Origin of the sequence: Sphaerochaeta globosa str. Buddy (assembly GCF_000190435.1) — a bacterium.
Taxonomy (GTDB): Bacteria; Spirochaetota; Spirochaetia; order Sphaerochaetales; family Sphaerochaetaceae; genus Sphaerochaeta; species Sphaerochaeta globosa.
Window position 1 is genome coordinate 376,484 of record NC_015152.1, and the last position, 17,891, is coordinate 394,374.

Below are 17,891 nucleotides of genomic sequence, written 5' to 3' on the forward strand. Positions count from 1 at the left end.
TCCATCCTTTTGACTGCCCTAAAGCAAATTGTCTTGGATATATTCCATATTCAGGTTCCAACCCAATCCTGGTTCTTGGGGAATTGCAACCATGCCTTCTCGATCCATAGGGTCATACAAACGGGTAAACCAAGGTTTGGGAGTTTCGTAATCCAGCAGTGGGTGGAGCATTCCCCGCTCATAATATTTTCCCGGAATACCCATTGCCCCGAGCACATGAAGATTGCCGATAGTTCCTCCATGGAGTTCAACAGACATCCCGAAGGCTTCATAGAGGTGCACACTCTTCATGACAGCCGTGATTCCACCCATATCCTCGGTTCCCGCCCGCCCAAGGTCGGCAGCATTACTGGTAATCCACATTGCACGATTCTGGGTTTTTCCTGCAGCTGTCTCAGGCCCGCATAGCGCCAACTTGGTTTTTGACTGCAACCACTGATAGGAGGCGATTGAATTTTCATCCATGGGTTCTTCAAGCCAGAGAAAATCGAGGGCTTCCAGTTCTTTCGCTAGGTAATATGCTTCCTGACGTGAATAGTCGTGGTAGGGATCGAGCATCAATTCAATTTCAGGACCGACTGCTTCACGAACGGCACGGCATGCCTTGATATCGAGTTTTGGATCTGGTTTTGGAATGAGGGGGGGCATCCATGTATGCAATTTTATTGCGGTATACCCTTGTTCAACGAGTTTCACAGCGAAATCTGCATATGCCTGTGGGCTATCCAACCCTCCAGGGATAGTATCGCCGACCATGATGGAGGCATAGGAGGGGACCTTGTCCCTATAGCCTCCAAGCAGTTTATACACAGGCTGTCCGCATGCTTTTCCACAGATATCCCAGAGTGCGAGATCAAGAGCATTGAGTGTACGGTCGGTAAAACTGGGATGCAGACGTTGCCATGTACGCATTCTTTGCCAGATCTGCTCACGCATGAAGGGGTCTTCCCCTATGAGAGCAGGCCCTACGATATGCTGAAGCGTATGGACATCCATCCTGCCTCCGATGGCATATCCAACGGTTCCGTCATCGCACGTGATGGATAGGAACGGCAGGTATGCATCATGGGCTTTGCCGGGGTGTGAGTGACCTTCCCCATCGCGAACCATCGTGCTTATATAATGGATATTTCGTGCTTCCACGGTAGTGATTTTCATCGTTCTTCCTTCTCCGATTGTTCTTGTTTGTGTGTTGTCAGTTGTGAGAGAAACAATTCAATGACAGAGTCATTTGAATGCTTTAAGTGAATACGGAGTACTTCTTCTGCTTCCGTCCAATCTTTTTTCAGACACGCGGACAGAATGCTCAGGTGCTCTTGTTGTGATTGTACCAACCGTTGTTGAGTGGACCCGGTCAGGATTCTCAGCCGAATTCTCAATCTCCTGATCTGGTCGTCAACCATGGCATGATGAGATCGGATATAGGTATTGGGCACCGCATCGATGATCAATGCATGCAACCTGGCATCCAAAGGGTTTGAAGATTCCTTCGCTGGATGTCCGACGGTAGCCTTAAGCTCCTGATAACAGGTTAAGAGCTCGGATTCGGGGATGAAACGCCCATATTCACGGATGGCGTATAGTTCATAGAGCATACGCGCTTCAAGCAGATAGGTTACCTCTTCGAGATGGAGGGGAGTAATGAGAATGCCTTTTTTAGGTTTGATGGTCAGCAACCCTTCCTGTTCGAGTCGTCCCAATGCATCACGGATTGGCGTTCGAGTCAGGTTGAGTTCTGCAATCAGTTTCTCTTCATTGATCATGGAACCAGGTCGATACTCACAGTTGATAATCTTGTTCTTGATGGTGGTATAGGCTTGTATTCGAAGACTCACATTGTTTGCCATGCGGTGTTTCATCCTTGGTTCTATTGTATATAACAAAAGCGGTGCTGTCAAAAAAAATCGAAATAAATTATAGTTGTCATTCCTCTATTAAAAATTAGACTATTTCTGATATGGATAAAATTCTATATAAAATTATATAATATAGAAAAATATAATACTTTTCGCAAAATGCTAATGTTTTTTTATTGACAATTACCGAAAATAGGGTTGAAATTATGATATATATAACAAAGCATGTAGCTGGTAGAAAAAGAAGGATTTATGCAAGCAGTCCAGATTAGCGCACCTCATCTCGTAGAGCTTGTTACACAGATCATACCCAAGCCCAAGCAGGGCGAAGCTCTCCTGAGAATTCTGTATGGAGGGATCTGTGGTAGTGACCTGGGCTCGTACCGCGGAACCTTTGCCTATGTGTCGTACCCGCGGATACCCGGGCATGAATTCAGTGCAGAAATCGTGGAAATCGGCCCGAATGAGTACGGATTGACTACAGGCATGGTAGTAACTGCCAATCCTTACTTCAATTGTGGCCACTGCTATGCTTGCCGACATGGCTTGGTCAATGCTTGTATGGAAAATCAGACAATGGGCGTCCAACGTGATGGTGCTTTTAGTCAATACATCACGATGCCCATCAATCGCTTGTATCAGGGAAATGGTTTATCACCAACCACGCTTGCTATGGTAGAACCTTTCTGTATTGCCCATCATGGAGTGCGGAAAGCCAACGTGAAGGCAGGTGAAACTGTCCTAGTTATGGGTTCCGGAACGATTGGTATGCTTTGTGCCTTCACATTACGGGCGTTGAAGGCAAATGTCTGGATAGCTGATATCGATCCTGTGAAGCTGCAATTTGCACAGTCGTTGGGGTTCAACCAGACGTTGCTCAACGACGATGCCGATCATTTCAAGGAACAGGTACAACACGTAACCAACCACAATGGCTTTGATGTCGTGGTAGAAGCTGTTGGAGCCGCCTCAACCTTTCTTGCCTGTATTGAATCTGCTGCATTTGGAGGACGAGTGATCCAGATAGGAGTAGGAAAGCAGGAAGCCTTGTTCAATTTTACACAAATTCAGAAGAAAGAGTTGCTCATCCATGGCTCTCGCAACGCTTTGGATGAAGACTTTCGGAGCGTTCTGGCTATGCTAGGCCAAAACAATTTCCCCATCGAGGGGCTCATCAGCCGGATATATCCATTTCTGGAGGCTCCGAAGGCCTTTGAGTATTTCTCTCAAGGCACAGGAGTACGCATGAAGATACTATTGGACTTTACCAAGGAGAATCCAAATGAGTGACCAAACACATTCCTACGCTGAACGGATTGCACTGTCTTTGATGCAGAGATACGAAGCAACGGCCCCTGTGTGGCATTATGTCACAGCCCTTGGCCTGGAGTGCCTGTATAGAGCTGGGAAAGTTCTTGGGAAGCCGGATTGGCTTGCATGGGTGCAACACCAGTATGATGCGTTTCTGCATAGCGACGGCACCATTCATGGGTACAGTATTGACGAGTATAGTCTTGATCAAGTGAATCCGGGTAAGGTGTTGTTTGATCTCTATGCTCGTACGGGTGAAGAGCGATATCGCACGTATCTGGATGTACTCTTTTCCCAATTAACAACGCAACCTCGAACCAAATCTCATGGATTCTGGCATAAGCAGATCTATCCCAATCAAATGTGGCTTGATGGGCTGTATATGCAAGGATCTTTCTACCTCCGCTATGCGGTGTTGAACCATAGGGTGGGTGCATGTCTGGATGACTTGGTTTCGCAATGTGAATTGATATTCGAGAAAACACACGATCAGGAAACCGGGCTTCTGTTTCATGCATGGGATGAGTCGAAACAAATGGCATGGAGTGATCCAATTACAGGACTATCCCAATGCTTTTGGTCGCGTGCTCTCGGGTGGTATTGCATGGCATTAGTCGACATTGCAGACTTTATTCCTCAAGAGGCGATCTATGATTCCTATAAGAATCGATTACTGAATTTGGCTACAGCTTTGGTTCGTCCTTTACTCTCTGTGCAGGATTGTGAAACAGGTCTTTGGTGGCAAGTGCTTGATCAGGGAGGTCGTGGGAAGAATTATCTGGAGAGTTCCGGTTCAGCGATGTTTGTCTATTTCTTATTGAAAATGGTACGCAAAGGTTGGTTGGACAGCAATCTTGCTAAGGATGCTCAAGCAGCGGGTCTAAAGGGCTTTTCGGGATTATGTGAGCATAAGGTGTATTCCGATGCAGATGGTCAGATGCATGTAAGGGATATTTGCAGGGGGGCAGGTTTAGGAAAGTATTACCCGGAGTGTCCTTTCAGGGATGGCAGTTTTGCCTACTATACTGAGCGGGAGCCCATCGTTGAAGACAACCTGCAAGGAGTTGGGCCATTCTTGCTGGCTTGTCTGGAAGCGGAGTATGCGGGGAAGCTGGAAGGCTCACCTGAGACGCCCTATTGGTGAGTACATTGGGAATTGGTCGGATGGTGTGACCATGCATTACTAAGAAAATCATCAACAGCAATTTGAATGCAGCCCGAAAAAGCAAAAGCATGGTATTCTGCTTTTGATGTATACACCGAGGGGGCTGTAATGGAATTGGACATCAGGGCATTTGGAGCAATTGGGGACGGAAGGACACTGAATACTCTTGCCATACAAGCTGCGATAGATGAGGCAGCTACCCAACAAGCGGTTGTTGTGGTTGCTGATGGAATCTATCTCAGTGGGGCATTGTTTCTCAAACAAGGCATGGCGTTGGAGATTCGCAAGGGTGCAACCCTCCTTGGCTCACCAAATCTTGCTGACTATCCCATCCAACAGACGCGTTTCGAAGGCAGACTCTGTACCTGGCCTGTAGGCTTTTTGAACGGTATGCATCTCTCGGATGTAAAGGTATATGGAGAAGGTACACTCGACGGGAATGGCTTTCCCTTCTGGGAACAGTTTTGGGATGCAAGGCAGGCTGCTATTGCAAGCAACGCTGCTTTCAGTAATCGTGACATCATGCGACCCAGACTTTGTTACTTTGAGGATTGTGATCGCATACACTTGGAGGGTTTGACCCTACAAAACTCTGCGTTTTGGAATCTGCACCTCTATCTGAGCCACAATATCACCATCAAAGCTCTTACCATTCAAGCACCTCATGAAGGTGTCCGGGCTGCAAGCAGTGATGCAATCGACATCGATGCATGCTCGAATGTGACCATTTCCGATTGTACTTTTTCCACCGATGATGACTGCGTATGCATAAAAGGCGGTAAAGGGCCGCAAGCTCATAGAATAAATCTCCCAACTGAAAATATCGTGGTAGAACGATGCCGGTTTGGATTCGGACACGGTGTCATTACCCTGGGAAGTGAAGCTGCCTTGGTTAGCAATGTAGTGGTACGAAACTGCGTTGTTGAAGGAGAAAACAGTCTGGTACGCTGTAAGTTCCGTTCAGACACATACCAAAGGTTTGAGAATATTCTCTTTGAGGGAATTACCATGCAGGGAGGAGGATGGCTCTTCGACGTTCGTCCCTGGGTCAGCAGGCAGGATGAAATTCTAGGAGAGGGATTACCATCATGTCTTTCCAATCTAGTGGTCAGGAACATCAACGCTATCGATATGCAGTCACCAGGAGTATTGGGGAAAGGTTGTTCCGACCTTCTTCTGGAGGGGATCCGTTTGGAGCAGATTGTCTTTACTTCGAAGGTAGGAGCCACTGGTCGACTCATCAGAGCAGACGAAGTGGAAAAACAAGAGACTTTACCAGGCATCCTCGCGTATGAAACAAATGCAGACATCCGCTTTGTAGAGGTGCTGATCGATGGAGTTAAGCAAGGCAATGTCTGAGAAAGTCAATCTCGATGCGATGCGCAAGGTATTCTTTCGCAACAACCTGTTCGCCTTTCTTGCCTTGCTGTTTGTCCCTATCGTAGTTATGGGTTCGCTGTCCATGTACTTGCTGCATGGGTACATCCGCAAGAACTTGGACAAGGAGACACAAATTCTCCTGGAGCAACTGGTAAGCAAAGTAGCAACGGTAACCGACCAGTTCAACCCCCTCATTCTTACCGTCGATATCGACGGGCAGTCGTCTTACGTTGCCAGGAAACTGTTGGACTCAGTGGAAATGAGTTATACCGATATTTTCCTGCTCAACAACATCAAGGACCAGCTTTCCTCAATGCGCAATGCCCGCGAATATATTCATTCCATCAATCTCTATTTTACCAACGATCATGGCTATTATCTCTCGGATACAGGCAAACACTCGCTTACCCCCAAGGACGACTACTGGTTCGACGCCTATGTTTCCCAGAAAGAAACACAAAGAAGCTGGACTCAGACCAACGAGCAGAGCCTTGCCGGTGGATTTTCTTTCAAGTTGCTCAGCATCTTTCATATCCTTGGCAATGGGGAAGGAGTGATTGTCTTTAATCTACGGATTTCCATGCTGGATTCTCTGCTCAACGCAGGTCTGTTGGCTGCAGGGCATCAAGCACTTGTTTCCGGTGTGGATGGCTCGGTGCTGTTCGGATCTGCTCCGGAACCAGAGACTCGTCAGCGGTACTCGGTTCGTACCGAGGTGGCAAAGCCGTCCGGGTGGACGTTGACCCTGTATTCAGACAAAGGGGTGATTTTTTTGGTGTATCGAAGGGTTCTCACGTTGATCATCCTGCTCTCATTGCTTTCGTTGGTCATCGGAGTCGTCTTGTCCATATGGCTGACACAACGAAGAACACGGCAAATTAATGCAGTTATCCACTTATTGGAAGCAGCACGAGACAATGAGAGTCTTCCCCAGATCCCCAAGCGGCAAGGGCCTACGTACGGGTACATCATTCACCAAATCATCAATACCTTTTTGCAGCAATCGTACCTGCAAACTCAACTTGAAGCCCGCAAATACAAGCTGAAAACTGCCCAGTTGATGGCACTGCAAGCCCAATTGAATCCACATTTTCTGTTCAATACGTTGGAAACCCTGAATTGGAAGGTCTACGAAATGACTGACAAGCCAAACCAAGTCAACCAGATGATCGAGCATCTTTCCGATCTGATGCGATACAGCCTGAGTTCCATTGAGGATATGGTAAGCTTGGATGAGGAGCTGCAAAGCATCCGGAGCTATCTTGCGTTGCAGGCGATCCGATATCAGGACAAATTTGAAGCCGTCTATACTATTGCCCCTGAGGCGTTAGGCTTTCGAATGCCTAGGATGCTGCTGCAGCCTATCGTTGAGAATGCGCTGTATCACGGAATAAAAATGAAAAAGGAGCAGGGTACCATTACGATTGAAGCCCGAGTTGTTGCCGATGCTCTGGCCCTCAGCATCTCTGATGACGGCGTAGGAATGGAGAAGCATGTGCTTGAAAGCCTGACCCAAAGTTTCAGTGATCCCGAGCAGGTGAGAACCGACCATATCGGCTTAGCCAATGTCAATGCACGCCTGTTCCTATTGTATGGGACAACGCTATCCCTCTGCAGTGAACCGACAGTCGGAACGGTGGTTACCATGACTATCCAAAAAAAAAACAAGGAGACGTAACGGGTGAATCACTCAGTATTGATTGTGGACGATGAGCCTTCTATTCGCAGCGGCCTTTCCTCCTATCATTGGGAAGCGGTGGGTTTTTCAGTAGCGGCTGCTTTGGCGGATGGGAAACAGGCTCTTGCCTATGTGCTTTCCCATCCGGTGGATGTCGTCCTCTGTGATATTCGCATGCCGGTTATGGATGGACTTTCTTTTGCCAAGGAGGTCTGGGAGCGAAAGCTTGGCCTGACGATTATTTTCCTCACTGGATTCAAGGATATGGAATACATCCGCCTTGCCATGCGGTATGGCTGCCGTGATTACTTGCTCAAACCCACCCGATTTAAGCAACTGGAAGAGTTATTCAGCCACCTCAAGCATGAGTTGGACCAGAAACAATCGGATGCCGGCCTAACACTCTCCGATGACGATGCAGTAATACGGACTGCTAAAAACTATATTCTCACCCATCTGGATTCGGTGAGCTTGGAATCGATTTCCTCGCATTTGCAATTGTCACCTTCGTATGTTTCCAAGGTGTTCAAGGACCGCACTTCGATGCATTTCTCAGACTATTGCCAACAGGAACGGATGAATCTGGCAAAACGCTTGTTATCTGATCATAGAACACAGATTCAAGATATTGCGCTCCAAACCGGCTACAGCAATGCTGCGAATTTTGCAAGGGCATTCAAGGCCCAGTTCGGGTATGCCCCTACAGAGTACCGAGAACAAGGAATGACTCATATTGATAAGAATTGAATGTGGTGTTCTCTTTCTCGTGCAAGAGATACTGAAGGTGTATTGATTACTATCAAGGAGGAACCACATGAAAACACGTGCTTTTGCGCTGTGTCTCGTACTTGTATTGGTGGGAACGTTGGTCTTTGGAGCAGGGACAAAGGAATCAGCTCCCGCTGGACCGCAATCCGTTACGCTGCGCTTTGGATGGTGGGGTGGCGACAGCCGCCATGAAGCCTATATTGCTGCTGCCCAGCGGTATATGGAATTGAATCCAAACATCAAGATTGTCAGTGAATATGGCGGTTGGGATGGCTATCGTGAGAAGTTGTACACCCAACTTGCTGGAGGAAATGCCCCTCACATTTTCCAGAACCATTTCACATGGCTGGGAGAGCAATCGGCATGGTCGGGGAAAGCTGTAGTCAAGGATTTGAAGCAGTATGGACAGTATCTTGATATGAGCATTTTCCCTCAGGGCTTTTTGGAAAGCAATGTTATCTACAACGAACAACTCCTGGCTCTGCCCTCCTCGGTCAACACGGATGCCCTGATCGTCAACAAGGCTGTTTTGGACAAAATCGGCTTCGACTATGAGCAGAACTGGTCGTTCGAGGACTTCTTTGCGTTCAGTGCAGAACTGAGGAAGGTTGATCCTTCCCTGTACTTTGAGAATGGCATGGCTGCGTCCGATATTCATATGTACTGGTTCCTTGCCTATTTGGTACAGAAAACCGGTCTTCCTTACGCAACCGATTATCAACTCAGCTATGACGAAGCCACGGTAACGGAAGCTTTCCGCTTCCTCAAGCGTTATTTCGATGAGAAGGTTGTAGAGCCGCTTGGGACGCTTGAACTGTATACCGGCAACTATCCCCAGAACCCCAAATGGGTTGGCGGTCAGACAGGCGTTATGTTCGGAATGCTCTCCACCTTGGAGAATTATGTGAATGCGATGGGCGATTACAAGAAGGATGCAACCGTCATTCGTCTTCCCATTCTTGAAGGTGCAAAAGATCCGTATTTCCAAACAAAAGTCGGTCAGATTTTCTCCATTGCAGCATCGGCAACAGAGGCTGAGGCAATCGAGGCTGCAAAATTCATCAATTGGATGAATACTGATATCGAAGCAGGAATTCTTCTCAAGCTTTCTCGTGGCATTCCTGTCAGTGAAGCACAGAACAAGGCGCTCAGCGATGCCGGCTTGCTCAGCCCGCTGGTAGTCAAGGCAATGCAGTATGCCAATGAAGCAGGCGAGGGAATCGGCCAAGGTACGCTCATCAGAAACAATGAGATTGCCAGAATCGGTGCCGATATGATTTCTTCAGTTGCATTCGGTAGAAGTACTCCCGAAGAGGCTGCCCAATCGTATGTCAAGCTTGTAAACAGGAAGCTCGGTGAACTGAAAGCAGCACAGAAATAACTGGATAGGTTATCAGATTGTGGAGTGGGGGGTTCTCCCCACTCCGTTTAGGAATATTTGCATGAAAAAGAGTATAAAATCACGGCAGACGCTCAATGAAGGGTATCTGTATGTATTGCCATGGGTAATTGGATTCTTGGTTTTTGGAGCCTACCCATTGCTTGCTTCGCTCTACTATTCGTTCACCAATTTCTCCATGTTCAACAGCCCCCGCTTCGTTGGGCTCGACAACTATCTGTACATGTTTACTTCTGACAGGGAGTTTTTTCCTTCTCTGTTTGTGACGTTCAAATATGTGCTCTTTTCTGTTCCGATGAAGATCGTCTCGGCGCTGTTCTTTGCCATGTTGCTCAATCGCAATCTAAAGTTCATCAATGTCTTTACCACCGTGTACTATTTGCCCTCGATCCTGGGAGCAAGTGTTTCCATCTCCATCCTCTGGAGGTTCATGTTTTCCCTCTCCGGCTTGGTAAATTCTCTGTTGGGAAAAGTTGGAATTCCCGCAATCCCCTTTCTGGAGCATCCTCGGTATGCGCTCTTTACCATCAGTCTTTTGGTTGTTTGGTCGTTCGGCTCATCCATGGTCATATTCTTGGCCGGCTTGAAGCAGATACCCAAGGAACTCTATGAAGCCTGTCATATCGATGGGGCAGGAAAAATGAAAGAATTCTTCTTTATTACCTTGCCTCTGATTACCCCAGCCCTATTTTTCAACCTTATTATGCAGCTCATCAATTCATTTCAGTCTTTTACCAGTGCTTTTGTCATCACCCATGGCGGTCCGATGCGATCCACGTATTTATATATGATGAAGCTGTATGACGAAGCTTTTGCAAATTTCAAGATGGGGTATGCGTCAGCCCTCTCATGGTTCTTGTTTGTCATCATCCTCATCGCGACGATGCTGGTATTCAGAAAATCGGACAAATTTGTCTATTATTTAGAGTAGGGGTGACTATGAATATACACAAGAAACGCAGTAATGCTATCACCTATCTCTTTCTCTCTTTGATGGGTTTTGTGATGATTTACCCCTTGATTTGGCTTTTTTTCTCATCATTCAAGTCCAACAAGGAAATTTTTACCAGCTTGAAGATGCTCCCTGAAGTCTGGAATTTCTCAGGATATGTGCAAGGCTGGAAAGGCACAGGTCAATTCAGTTTCGGCTACTTCTTGCTCAATACGTTCAAGATGGTACTTCCCACCGTCGTAGTAACCATGGCTTCTTCCACCTTGGTCGCCTATGGATTTGCCCGGTTCAATTTCAAGGGGAAGGGTTTACTGTTTGCTTTGATGCTCTCCACCATGATGCTGCCCAACGCGGTACTCATCATTCCCCGCTACTTGTTGTTCAGGGATTTCGGTTGGCTGGATTCCTATAAGCCTTTCATTATCCCTCAGTTGTTTGCCTTTACGGCTTTTTTCAACTACATGATGATCCAATTCATCCGTGGAATTCCCCGGGAACTCGATGAGTCGGCAAAGATGGATGGGCTTGGTTCGTTCAGGATCTTGGTGTTGATTATCCTGCCGTTGTGCAAATCAGCGTTGTTTTCCGTTTTTATCTTTCAATTCATGTGGACTTGGAATGATTTCTTCAATCCTTTGATCTACATCAATAGTATTGCCAACTATCCGGTTTCCCTGGCTTTGCGTATGTCCATCGATGCCCAGGCAGCTATAGAATGGAACAAGATTCTGGCAATGTCGTTTGTTTCCATCATTCCGGTGGTTGCCCTGTTTTTCTCGGCGCAGAAATATTTTGTGGAAGGTATCGCAACAACCGGTCTCAAGGGGTAAAGCATGCAGGAAAAGCCAAACATTCTTATGATTTTCACAGACCAGCAACGGTGGGATACCTTGGCTGCATATGGTAATCAGAAAATTCATACACCGAACCTGGACAGGCTTGCCGCCCAAGGGGTGGTCTTTGAAACAGCCATAACCCCGTGTCCTTTATGCATGCCTGCCCGTGCTTCAGTCATGACAGGTAAGAGCAGTTCAGCATTGCAATGTATGGAGAACTCCTATCCGAAGAGTGTGGATAACCGAGAAACCATAGCCGGTCTTCTTGCAGAAAGTGGATACCATTGCCAAGCTATTGGGAAAATGCATTTTTCCAACACACCCTATGAAGAGACGTATGGTATGCATCATATGATTCTTTCAGAGGAGACCCGTGGTGTTCGCACAGCAAAGAAAGCAGACGATATTGTACTCGATGATTATGACAAGTTCCTCGCTGAGCGCAAGCTGTGGGGATGGGACAAGCCCACGGAGATTGGATACAACGAGATTAAGCCCCTGGTTGCTCCACTTCCCAAGGAAACGCATGTCACTCAGTGGTGCGGAGACCAGACGGTAGCATGGCTGAAGGAGTGCAGGCCGAAGAATAAGCCGTTCTTTTTGTGGTCTTCCTTCGTAAAACCCCATGTCCCCTACGATTGCCCGCAACATCTGCTTGCTATGTATGACCCGGCCCAGATGGATGAGCCTTGGGTGTCTGAACAGGATGGCTGCTCTTTGAACCCCTATTTTGCTTCGTATCGTAAAGCGAAGGAGTTCGACCTGTACTCCGAAGAAGCTGGAAGAAAGGCAAAGGCCTATTACTATGCAAACATTACGTTCATCGATGAGCAGGTAGGGAGAATTCTCGATGCTCTGGACGAGCAAGGGCTTGCTGATTCCACCTTGGTGATTTTCTCATCCGATCATGGAGATTTGTTGGGTGACCATCGGCTGTGGTACAAGTGCTTTGGATTTGAAGGGAGCCTGCGTGTACCTTTGCTGATGCGCTTACCGGATCATTTGCATGCCGGCACCCGTTATGAAGGGCTTACCAGTCTGCTCGATCTGTTTCCAACCATACTGGATGCTGCTGGTCTTAATCATCGCTATACTGACCGTCCCGGAATCAGCCTTCTGGATATGCTTGAGGGAAAGGATGGACATGAGCGGGTTTTCAGTGAGGTGATGGACAGCCCGTATACCATGAGTCATGTGAGGACTGCTCAGTATAAGTATCTGTTCTATCAGAACGGGGCTTATGAGCAACTGTTCGACCTGGGAAAGGATCCGATGGAACTGCATGATCTTGCCGGGGATTCCCGCTATGAGCAGGTTCGACAATCTCTCAGAGACTGGGCTGAGTCCTATATAGCGGAATATGGCAATCCCAAGCTGCATCTGGATGAAAAAGGGAGCCTTCGTTCGGAGCCCTATCACGTGCATACCGAGCCAAAGCAAAGGCCCTTCTCAAGGATGCCATGGGATGGAAGGTTTCCTTCTGATGAGCAGACGTTGTTTTTCACCAAGGATCGAAGAGACTGGCTTGATGCTCTGCAACCTTGAGTTCATAGAGAATTGAAGTAGATTTAAAAAGTAAGACTGCTTCACGATAATGCTGGAAACGGTTTCCCTGTTTCTTGAACACCCCTTGCTCCTCTCGGTATGATGGCATTGAGCATAGGAGTGATGTGATGGGTAGCAAAAACAGCAAGCTTGGACTCTTTGACAGTGTGCACCTTCTCGTTGGTGGAATGATAGGATCTGCCATCTTCTCGCTTTCGGGCATTACCATCCTGCAAGCCGGTCCTGCCTCCTTGCTTGCTTGGGTCCTCGGTGGACTCATTCTGCTTGCCTACGGGCTGCAGACAGCCGAGCTTGCCTCGCGCTATCCACAAAGCGGTGGTATATTCAACTTCCCTGCACAGCTCTTGGGAAAGACTCGTGAGCAAGGCAGACTCTGGGGCTGGATTTCAGCTTGGGCTTATCTTTTTGGATGTATTGCGGGTGCTGCCTTTTCCGCCATCTATATCGGCATTTATCTGGGAGTAGCATTTCCCGCTCTCGGTTCATTGCAGGTACCCCTTGGGCTGCTTGCAGTACTGCTCAGCGGTGGTTTGAACATTGCCCGGTTCAGAATTACCGGTCGAGCTACCACCGTATTGACGCTCTTTTTGGGTGGAACATTACTGCTGTTTGCCATTGCCGTATTCTCCAGTGGAAGCTGGGATGCTACACAATTTGTTCCTTTCTTCACCCAAGGCAGTGGAGGCGTTACCGGCTTTCTCGATGCTCTTCCTTTGGCTATGGTTGCCTATGGGGCTATCGTTGCTCTCTCCTTTTTGGTGGGAGAGGTGGAGAACCCTAACAAAACCGTGCCCAAGGCGATGGCAATCGCCATGGCCGCAGTGCTGGTTTTCTACCTGACAGTATTGGTTGCCACCCTTGGCTTGGTATCAGCGGGATTCCTTGAGGCTAATGAAGGACTACGGTACATACCTTTGTATGCTGCCGCGTCCTTTCTTCCCAAGCTCTCCTTTTTGACTCCCTTGATTTCCATCTCCGCAGTTCTTGCTTTGATCACCACCATGATCGTAACCATGGCCCTTGCCGCCCATACGCTGCTCTCCTGTGCAGAGAACGGGGTGTTACCGCAGTTCTTAGCCAAAACAGGCAAGACTTCAGGGTCCCCTCTTACTGCTACCTTGGTAGTTGTCCTGGTCACCGGTTTGTTTGCAGCGTTTCCTCAGCTGACGAATATTCTGATAAACCTCGGAGCCCTGTGTAACGTCATTGTGGTTGCCATTGTCTGTATAACTGTGCTTGCTTCCCGCAAGAAATATCCCCTGCTTGAAGCCGACCATTTCAGATCCCCCGGCGGGAAAGTGCTTCCTGTGGTGACCTTGGCTATTTTGGTTGCAAGCTATGTACCCAGCATTCTGCAGGGAGGCTGGCAACTGTGGGCGGCCACAGTAGCCTATTACCTGCTGGGAATGCTGCTCTATCGAGGTCGGAGACAAGGCTTATGAGCATTGTCTATGGAGTATTTGACGGGGTGCATAGGGCTCATCAGGCTCTCCTCTCCCAAAAGCCCGCTATCGTGTACGTACTGCCACCCCAAACAAAGCAGGTGCTGACTACCCTCGAAGAGAAACAGGCTCTGCTCACAGCCTATGCCGGGCCAACGGCTCACATTGAGTTTGTTCAGCAGGTACCCAAACTTTCCTCCAAGAAGGTTCTTTCTCTCAAGCCGATGCTCTACGGCAACCTTCCTATCAGCAGCGAGCGTATTCAGACAGCCCTGCTTGCGGCACAGATTGAGGATGCCGAGGCCATGTTGGGCTATCCCTATACCCTCAGTGGTGAGGTGGTCTATGGCAGGCAATTGGGAAGAACGGTGGGCATGCCCACCGTCAACCTGAAAATAGCCGACGAGAAACTCCTTCCAGCCCATGGGGTATATGGGACGATAACCATTGTAGATGGAGTGAGGTATTTGGGAGTTACCAGCATCGGCCTCAGGCCGACGGTGGACAACCTTCCCCACATTACCATCGAAACGTTCCTATTGCATTTCAACAGAGACCTGTATGGACAGCACATAAGCCTGGAATTGAAAACGTTTATCCGTCCCATCACCAAGTTCGAGAGCCTTGAGGCTGTGAGGAAGAAGGTGGATGAGGATGTGCACTTTGTGATGGCGAAAAACCTGCTTTAGACGCTTCTTTCTGGACGTATACCCATTCTCATGATACCGTCTAGTGAGAGGTTTTGTGCAGAATGTCAGATATGTATAATTATGGTTCTTTCACCATGCCGGGAGAATCCGGGTATGAAGTGCTGACTTTGCAGTTGGCTCAGAAATGGGGTTCCGATGTAATTCGCGACTGTGATGGAACCAAGCTCTCCGAGCAACTGCTTTCTGCAGGTATGGATGTTTACTCCACCATCTGCATCATTCGTGAACACAATACGTTTATCAACAACCATCCGCAATACCAGCAACAAGTCTTTTTGGAAAGTGAGCGAGTGCTTGCTACCAATCAAGACGTCTCAATTGCACTTTTCAATGGGTATTTTACGAGGCAGTTTTCAGTCAATAAGGACTCTGTTTCCTATTGGCAGGTTTTTGACAGAACTACCAATTGCGAGGTCCCTCGCAACAACTGGTCCTATTCCGATGAGACGAACAGCGTACGTATCCATGGGGCTGTTCTGTGGCATCACTACAGTGTGAACTTTTTGGCTTTCCGGATTTGGGAAGAGATCAACATGTACAACCATGTCACCAATAGCTGGGAGAAGGAGCCGCTGAAGCAGCTCGACCCTCGGTACCCTGAGGTACAAGCGTATTTACGCAATTGGTTGACTACATGGTGTGAAGAGCATCCCGAGACTGATGTGGTACGGTTCACCTCTTTGTTCTATAACTTCGTGTGGATTTGGGGTAGTGATGAGCGTAATCCCTTCCTCTTCACCGACTGGGCTTCGTATGACTTCACTATCAGTCCCCTGGCGCTCGAGCAGTTTGCTTCTGAGTATGGGTATAGACTTACCAGTGAGGATTTCATCAACCAAGGGTATCGCAATCCCAACCATATCACTTGGAAGCAGAAGCTGATGGATTACCTTTGGTTCACCAATCGTTTTGTCTGTTCCTTTGCCAAGGAGCTGGTGGACATTGTCCACCGCTACGGTAAAAAAGCCTATGTGTTCTATGACGACAGCTGGGTGGGTATGGAACCTCAGTCTGAGGCCTTCGGTACGATTGGTTTCGATGGAATCATTAAATGTGTGTTTTCAGGTTTTGAAGTCAGGCTCTGCAGCGCAGTGCCTGGCAAGCTGACTCATGAGTTAAGACTTCATCCCTATCTCTTCCCGGTAGGGTTGGGGGGTGCTCCAACCTTCAAGGAAGGGGGCAATCCCTCCCTCGATGCGCAGAAGTACTGGGTGCAGGTGAGAAGGGCACTGCTCCGTACTCCTATTGATCGTATCGGCTTGGGTGGTATTCTTCACCTCACCGAAGGCTTTCCTGACTTTGTCGATACGATTGCCGATATTGCCAAGCAATTCAGGATGATCAAGGACCTGCATACACGGTCGTCGGTCTACAAGGTGAATCTGAAAGTGGGAATTCTGACCAGCTGGGGCAAGCTTCGGGCGTGGACCTGTGGCGGTCACTTCCATGAACATCCGGACTTGGATTTGATCAACATCCTGGAAAGCCTTGCAGGTCTTCCGTATGATGTTGAGTTTTTAAGCTTCGATGAGGTAACCAAAGACAACCTCGAAACCATTGATGTTCTCATCAATGCAGGCTTTGCCGGTAGCAGCTGGAGCGGGGGAGATCACTGGAAGGACGACAAGATTGTAATGACGCTTACCGAATGGGTGCATGCCGGCGGTACTTTTGTGGGGGTGAATGAGCCTTCAGCGGTACAGGGCTATGCCAATAATCTCAGAATGGCTCCTGTGTTGGGCGTCGATGTCGATGATGGCAGGCGTTTGTGTCATGGCTTCTGGAAGGTTGGAGAGGAAGCATCAAAACTGAGACTGGATATCCGTAAGAAAGAAGGTGTCTACCTAATCGATGGAGAGACCAAGGTACTCCAAGCGGTAGATGATTTCGCGGTTGTGACGCAGCGGTCCTTTGGAAAAGGGAAGGGCGTCTACCTCAGTGAATATCGGTACAGTCCCTATAATACATTTGCGTTGCGTTCAATACTTGAACAGGGTATTATACAAGAGAATCTTTTCTGCACAGACAACCCTCTGGTTGACTGTGCCTACTTCCCTGAAGCAAAGACACTGGTTTTAGTGAATGGAAGTGAAGAGAAACAGAGTGTGGATGTTCGTATAACGAACGGAATGATTACTACAGAGGTGGAGGGATTTGCAACGGCTTTGATATCTTACGAATAGACTTGGTATTTGGACATCTGACTAAAGATTTTTCAATTGTCTGATATATTGCTTATATAAATGTCAATTAGCAAAGAAATCTAGTCAGTTGATATGGATTTATTCCTGAATCTAGTTTACAGGCTTGTGATAGAATGCTAGGCTACTATCTAGCCGTGGGATGGGATATATGAACGACAAGTTTGTCTCATTCCTTACCATCTTTTTTATGGGTTCGTCCCGAAAAAAGAGTGGCTGTATACACCCTGTTTCCAGAACTTTCTGGGTTGGGGAAGGTCTGTCCAAATTATTGATTGATTGAGGACTTGCATGGGTTCAACGGAACATTCACGATACAGAAAAACGCTGACATTACTTATCATTGATGCCATTCTATTCATTATTAGTGGGCTGATTGCTGATTGGATAGTATTTGGCTCTTTTCCTTCTAAGAGTTTTATCGTGATTGGCTTATCATCCCTTGTACTTTTGCAGACGCTTTATTTCAGTAAGTTTTACCATATTCGAGTAAGTGAAGGTTCTATTGATCTCATTAACAGAAGCTTTATCAGCTTCTTTCCTCTCCTCTTTACCGGTGGTATCGCAAGCTTGATATTTACGGGGTATAATCCTCGGTGGATTCCCTTTTTCATTGTGTATTTTGGC

14 protein-coding genes are annotated in these 17,891 nt (G+C 47.7%); 12 read left to right on the forward strand and 2 right to left on the reverse strand.

The genetic code is table 11. From position 1 onward, the window contains the following. Positions 1–18: 18 nt before the first annotated feature. On the reverse strand, positions 19–1,158 hold the full coding sequence (locus SPIBUDDY_RS01745) for an enolase C-terminal domain-like protein (RefSeq protein ID WP_013606039.1): 1,140 nt from the start codon (positions 1,156–1,158) through the stop codon (positions 19–21). Further along, entirely contained in the window at positions 1,155–1,847 is a 693-nt protein-coding gene (locus SPIBUDDY_RS01750; protein ID WP_013606040.1) for a GntR family transcriptional regulator, read from the reverse strand. Before SPIBUDDY_RS01750 ends, SPIBUDDY_RS01745 begins: the two co-directional genes overlap by 4 nt. Before the next feature lie 261 nt (positions 1,848–2,108). Here SPIBUDDY_RS01750 and SPIBUDDY_RS01755 point away from each other — a divergent pair, with 261 nt between their 5' ends. The 12 genes from SPIBUDDY_RS01755 to gnpA all read left to right on the forward strand — a co-directional run bounded on the left by SPIBUDDY_RS01755 (position 2,109) and on the right by gnpA (position 17,246). Beyond that, entirely contained in the window at positions 2,109–3,146 is a 1,038-nt protein-coding gene (locus SPIBUDDY_RS01755) for a zinc-binding alcohol dehydrogenase family protein (protein WP_013606041.1), read from the forward strand. After that, complete coding sequence (locus SPIBUDDY_RS01760) at positions 3,139–4,311, forward strand: glycoside hydrolase family 88/105 protein (protein ID WP_013606042.1); 1,173 nt, start codon at positions 3,139–3,141, stop codon at positions 4,309–4,311. The genes SPIBUDDY_RS01755 and SPIBUDDY_RS01760 overlap by 8 nt, the downstream gene beginning before the upstream one ends. A gap of 129 nt (positions 4,312–4,440) precedes the next feature. Further along, positions 4,441–5,691, forward strand: coding sequence for a glycoside hydrolase family 28 protein (locus SPIBUDDY_RS01765; protein ID WP_172634179.1), 1,251 nt, complete (start codon positions 4,441–4,443; stop codon positions 5,689–5,691). Beyond that, positions 5,684–7,390 (forward strand): sensor histidine kinase, encoded by a 1,707-nt coding sequence (locus SPIBUDDY_RS01770; protein ID WP_041380491.1) that lies wholly within the window; start codon positions 5,684–5,686, stop codon positions 7,388–7,390. Before SPIBUDDY_RS01765 ends, SPIBUDDY_RS01770 begins: the two co-directional genes overlap by 8 nt. A 3-nt stretch (positions 7,391–7,393) precedes the next feature. Then, entirely contained in the window at positions 7,394–8,137 is a 744-nt protein-coding gene (locus SPIBUDDY_RS01775; RefSeq protein WP_013606045.1) for a response regulator transcription factor, read from the forward strand. Positions 8,138–8,204: 67 nt separating this feature from the next. Next, positions 8,205–9,539: an ABC transporter substrate-binding protein gene (locus tag SPIBUDDY_RS01780; protein ID WP_013606046.1), complete on the forward strand. Its 1,335-nt coding sequence runs from the start codon at positions 8,205–8,207 to the stop codon at positions 9,537–9,539. Positions 9,540–9,600: 61 nt separating this feature from the next. Beyond that, the gene (locus SPIBUDDY_RS01785) at positions 9,601–10,488 is read left to right on the forward strand and encodes a carbohydrate ABC transporter permease (RefSeq protein WP_013606047.1); all 888 of its coding nucleotides are present in this window, start codon (positions 9,601–9,603) and stop codon (positions 10,486–10,488) included. Positions 10,489–10,496: 8 nt separating this feature from the next. After that, a complete protein-coding gene (locus SPIBUDDY_RS01790; RefSeq protein WP_013606048.1) occupies positions 10,497–11,339 on the forward strand; it encodes a carbohydrate ABC transporter permease in 843 nt (280 codons plus the stop codon). A gap of 3 nt (positions 11,340–11,342) precedes the next feature. Then, positions 11,343–12,890 carry a sulfatase family protein gene (locus SPIBUDDY_RS01795; protein WP_013606049.1) on the forward strand — a complete coding sequence of 516 codons (1,548 nt, stop codon included), beginning with the start codon at positions 11,343–11,345 and terminating at the stop codon, positions 12,888–12,890. A gap of 128 nt (positions 12,891–13,018) precedes the next feature. After that, positions 13,019–14,353, forward strand: a complete 1,335-nt coding sequence (locus tag SPIBUDDY_RS01800; protein ID WP_013606050.1) for an APC family permease — start codon at positions 13,019–13,021, stop codon at positions 14,351–14,353. After that, a complete protein-coding gene (locus tag SPIBUDDY_RS01805; RefSeq protein ID WP_013606051.1) occupies positions 14,350–15,042 on the forward strand; it encodes a riboflavin kinase in 693 nt (230 codons plus the stop codon). Before SPIBUDDY_RS01800 ends, SPIBUDDY_RS01805 begins: the two co-directional genes overlap by 4 nt. A gap of 71 nt (positions 15,043–15,113) precedes the next feature. Then, positions 15,114–17,246: a 1,3-beta-galactosyl-N-acetylhexosamine phosphorylase gene (gnpA, locus tag SPIBUDDY_RS01810; RefSeq protein ID WP_155816029.1), complete on the forward strand. Its 2,133-nt coding sequence runs from the start codon at positions 15,114–15,116 to the stop codon at positions 17,244–17,246. Positions 17,247–17,891: the final 645 nt, after the last annotated feature.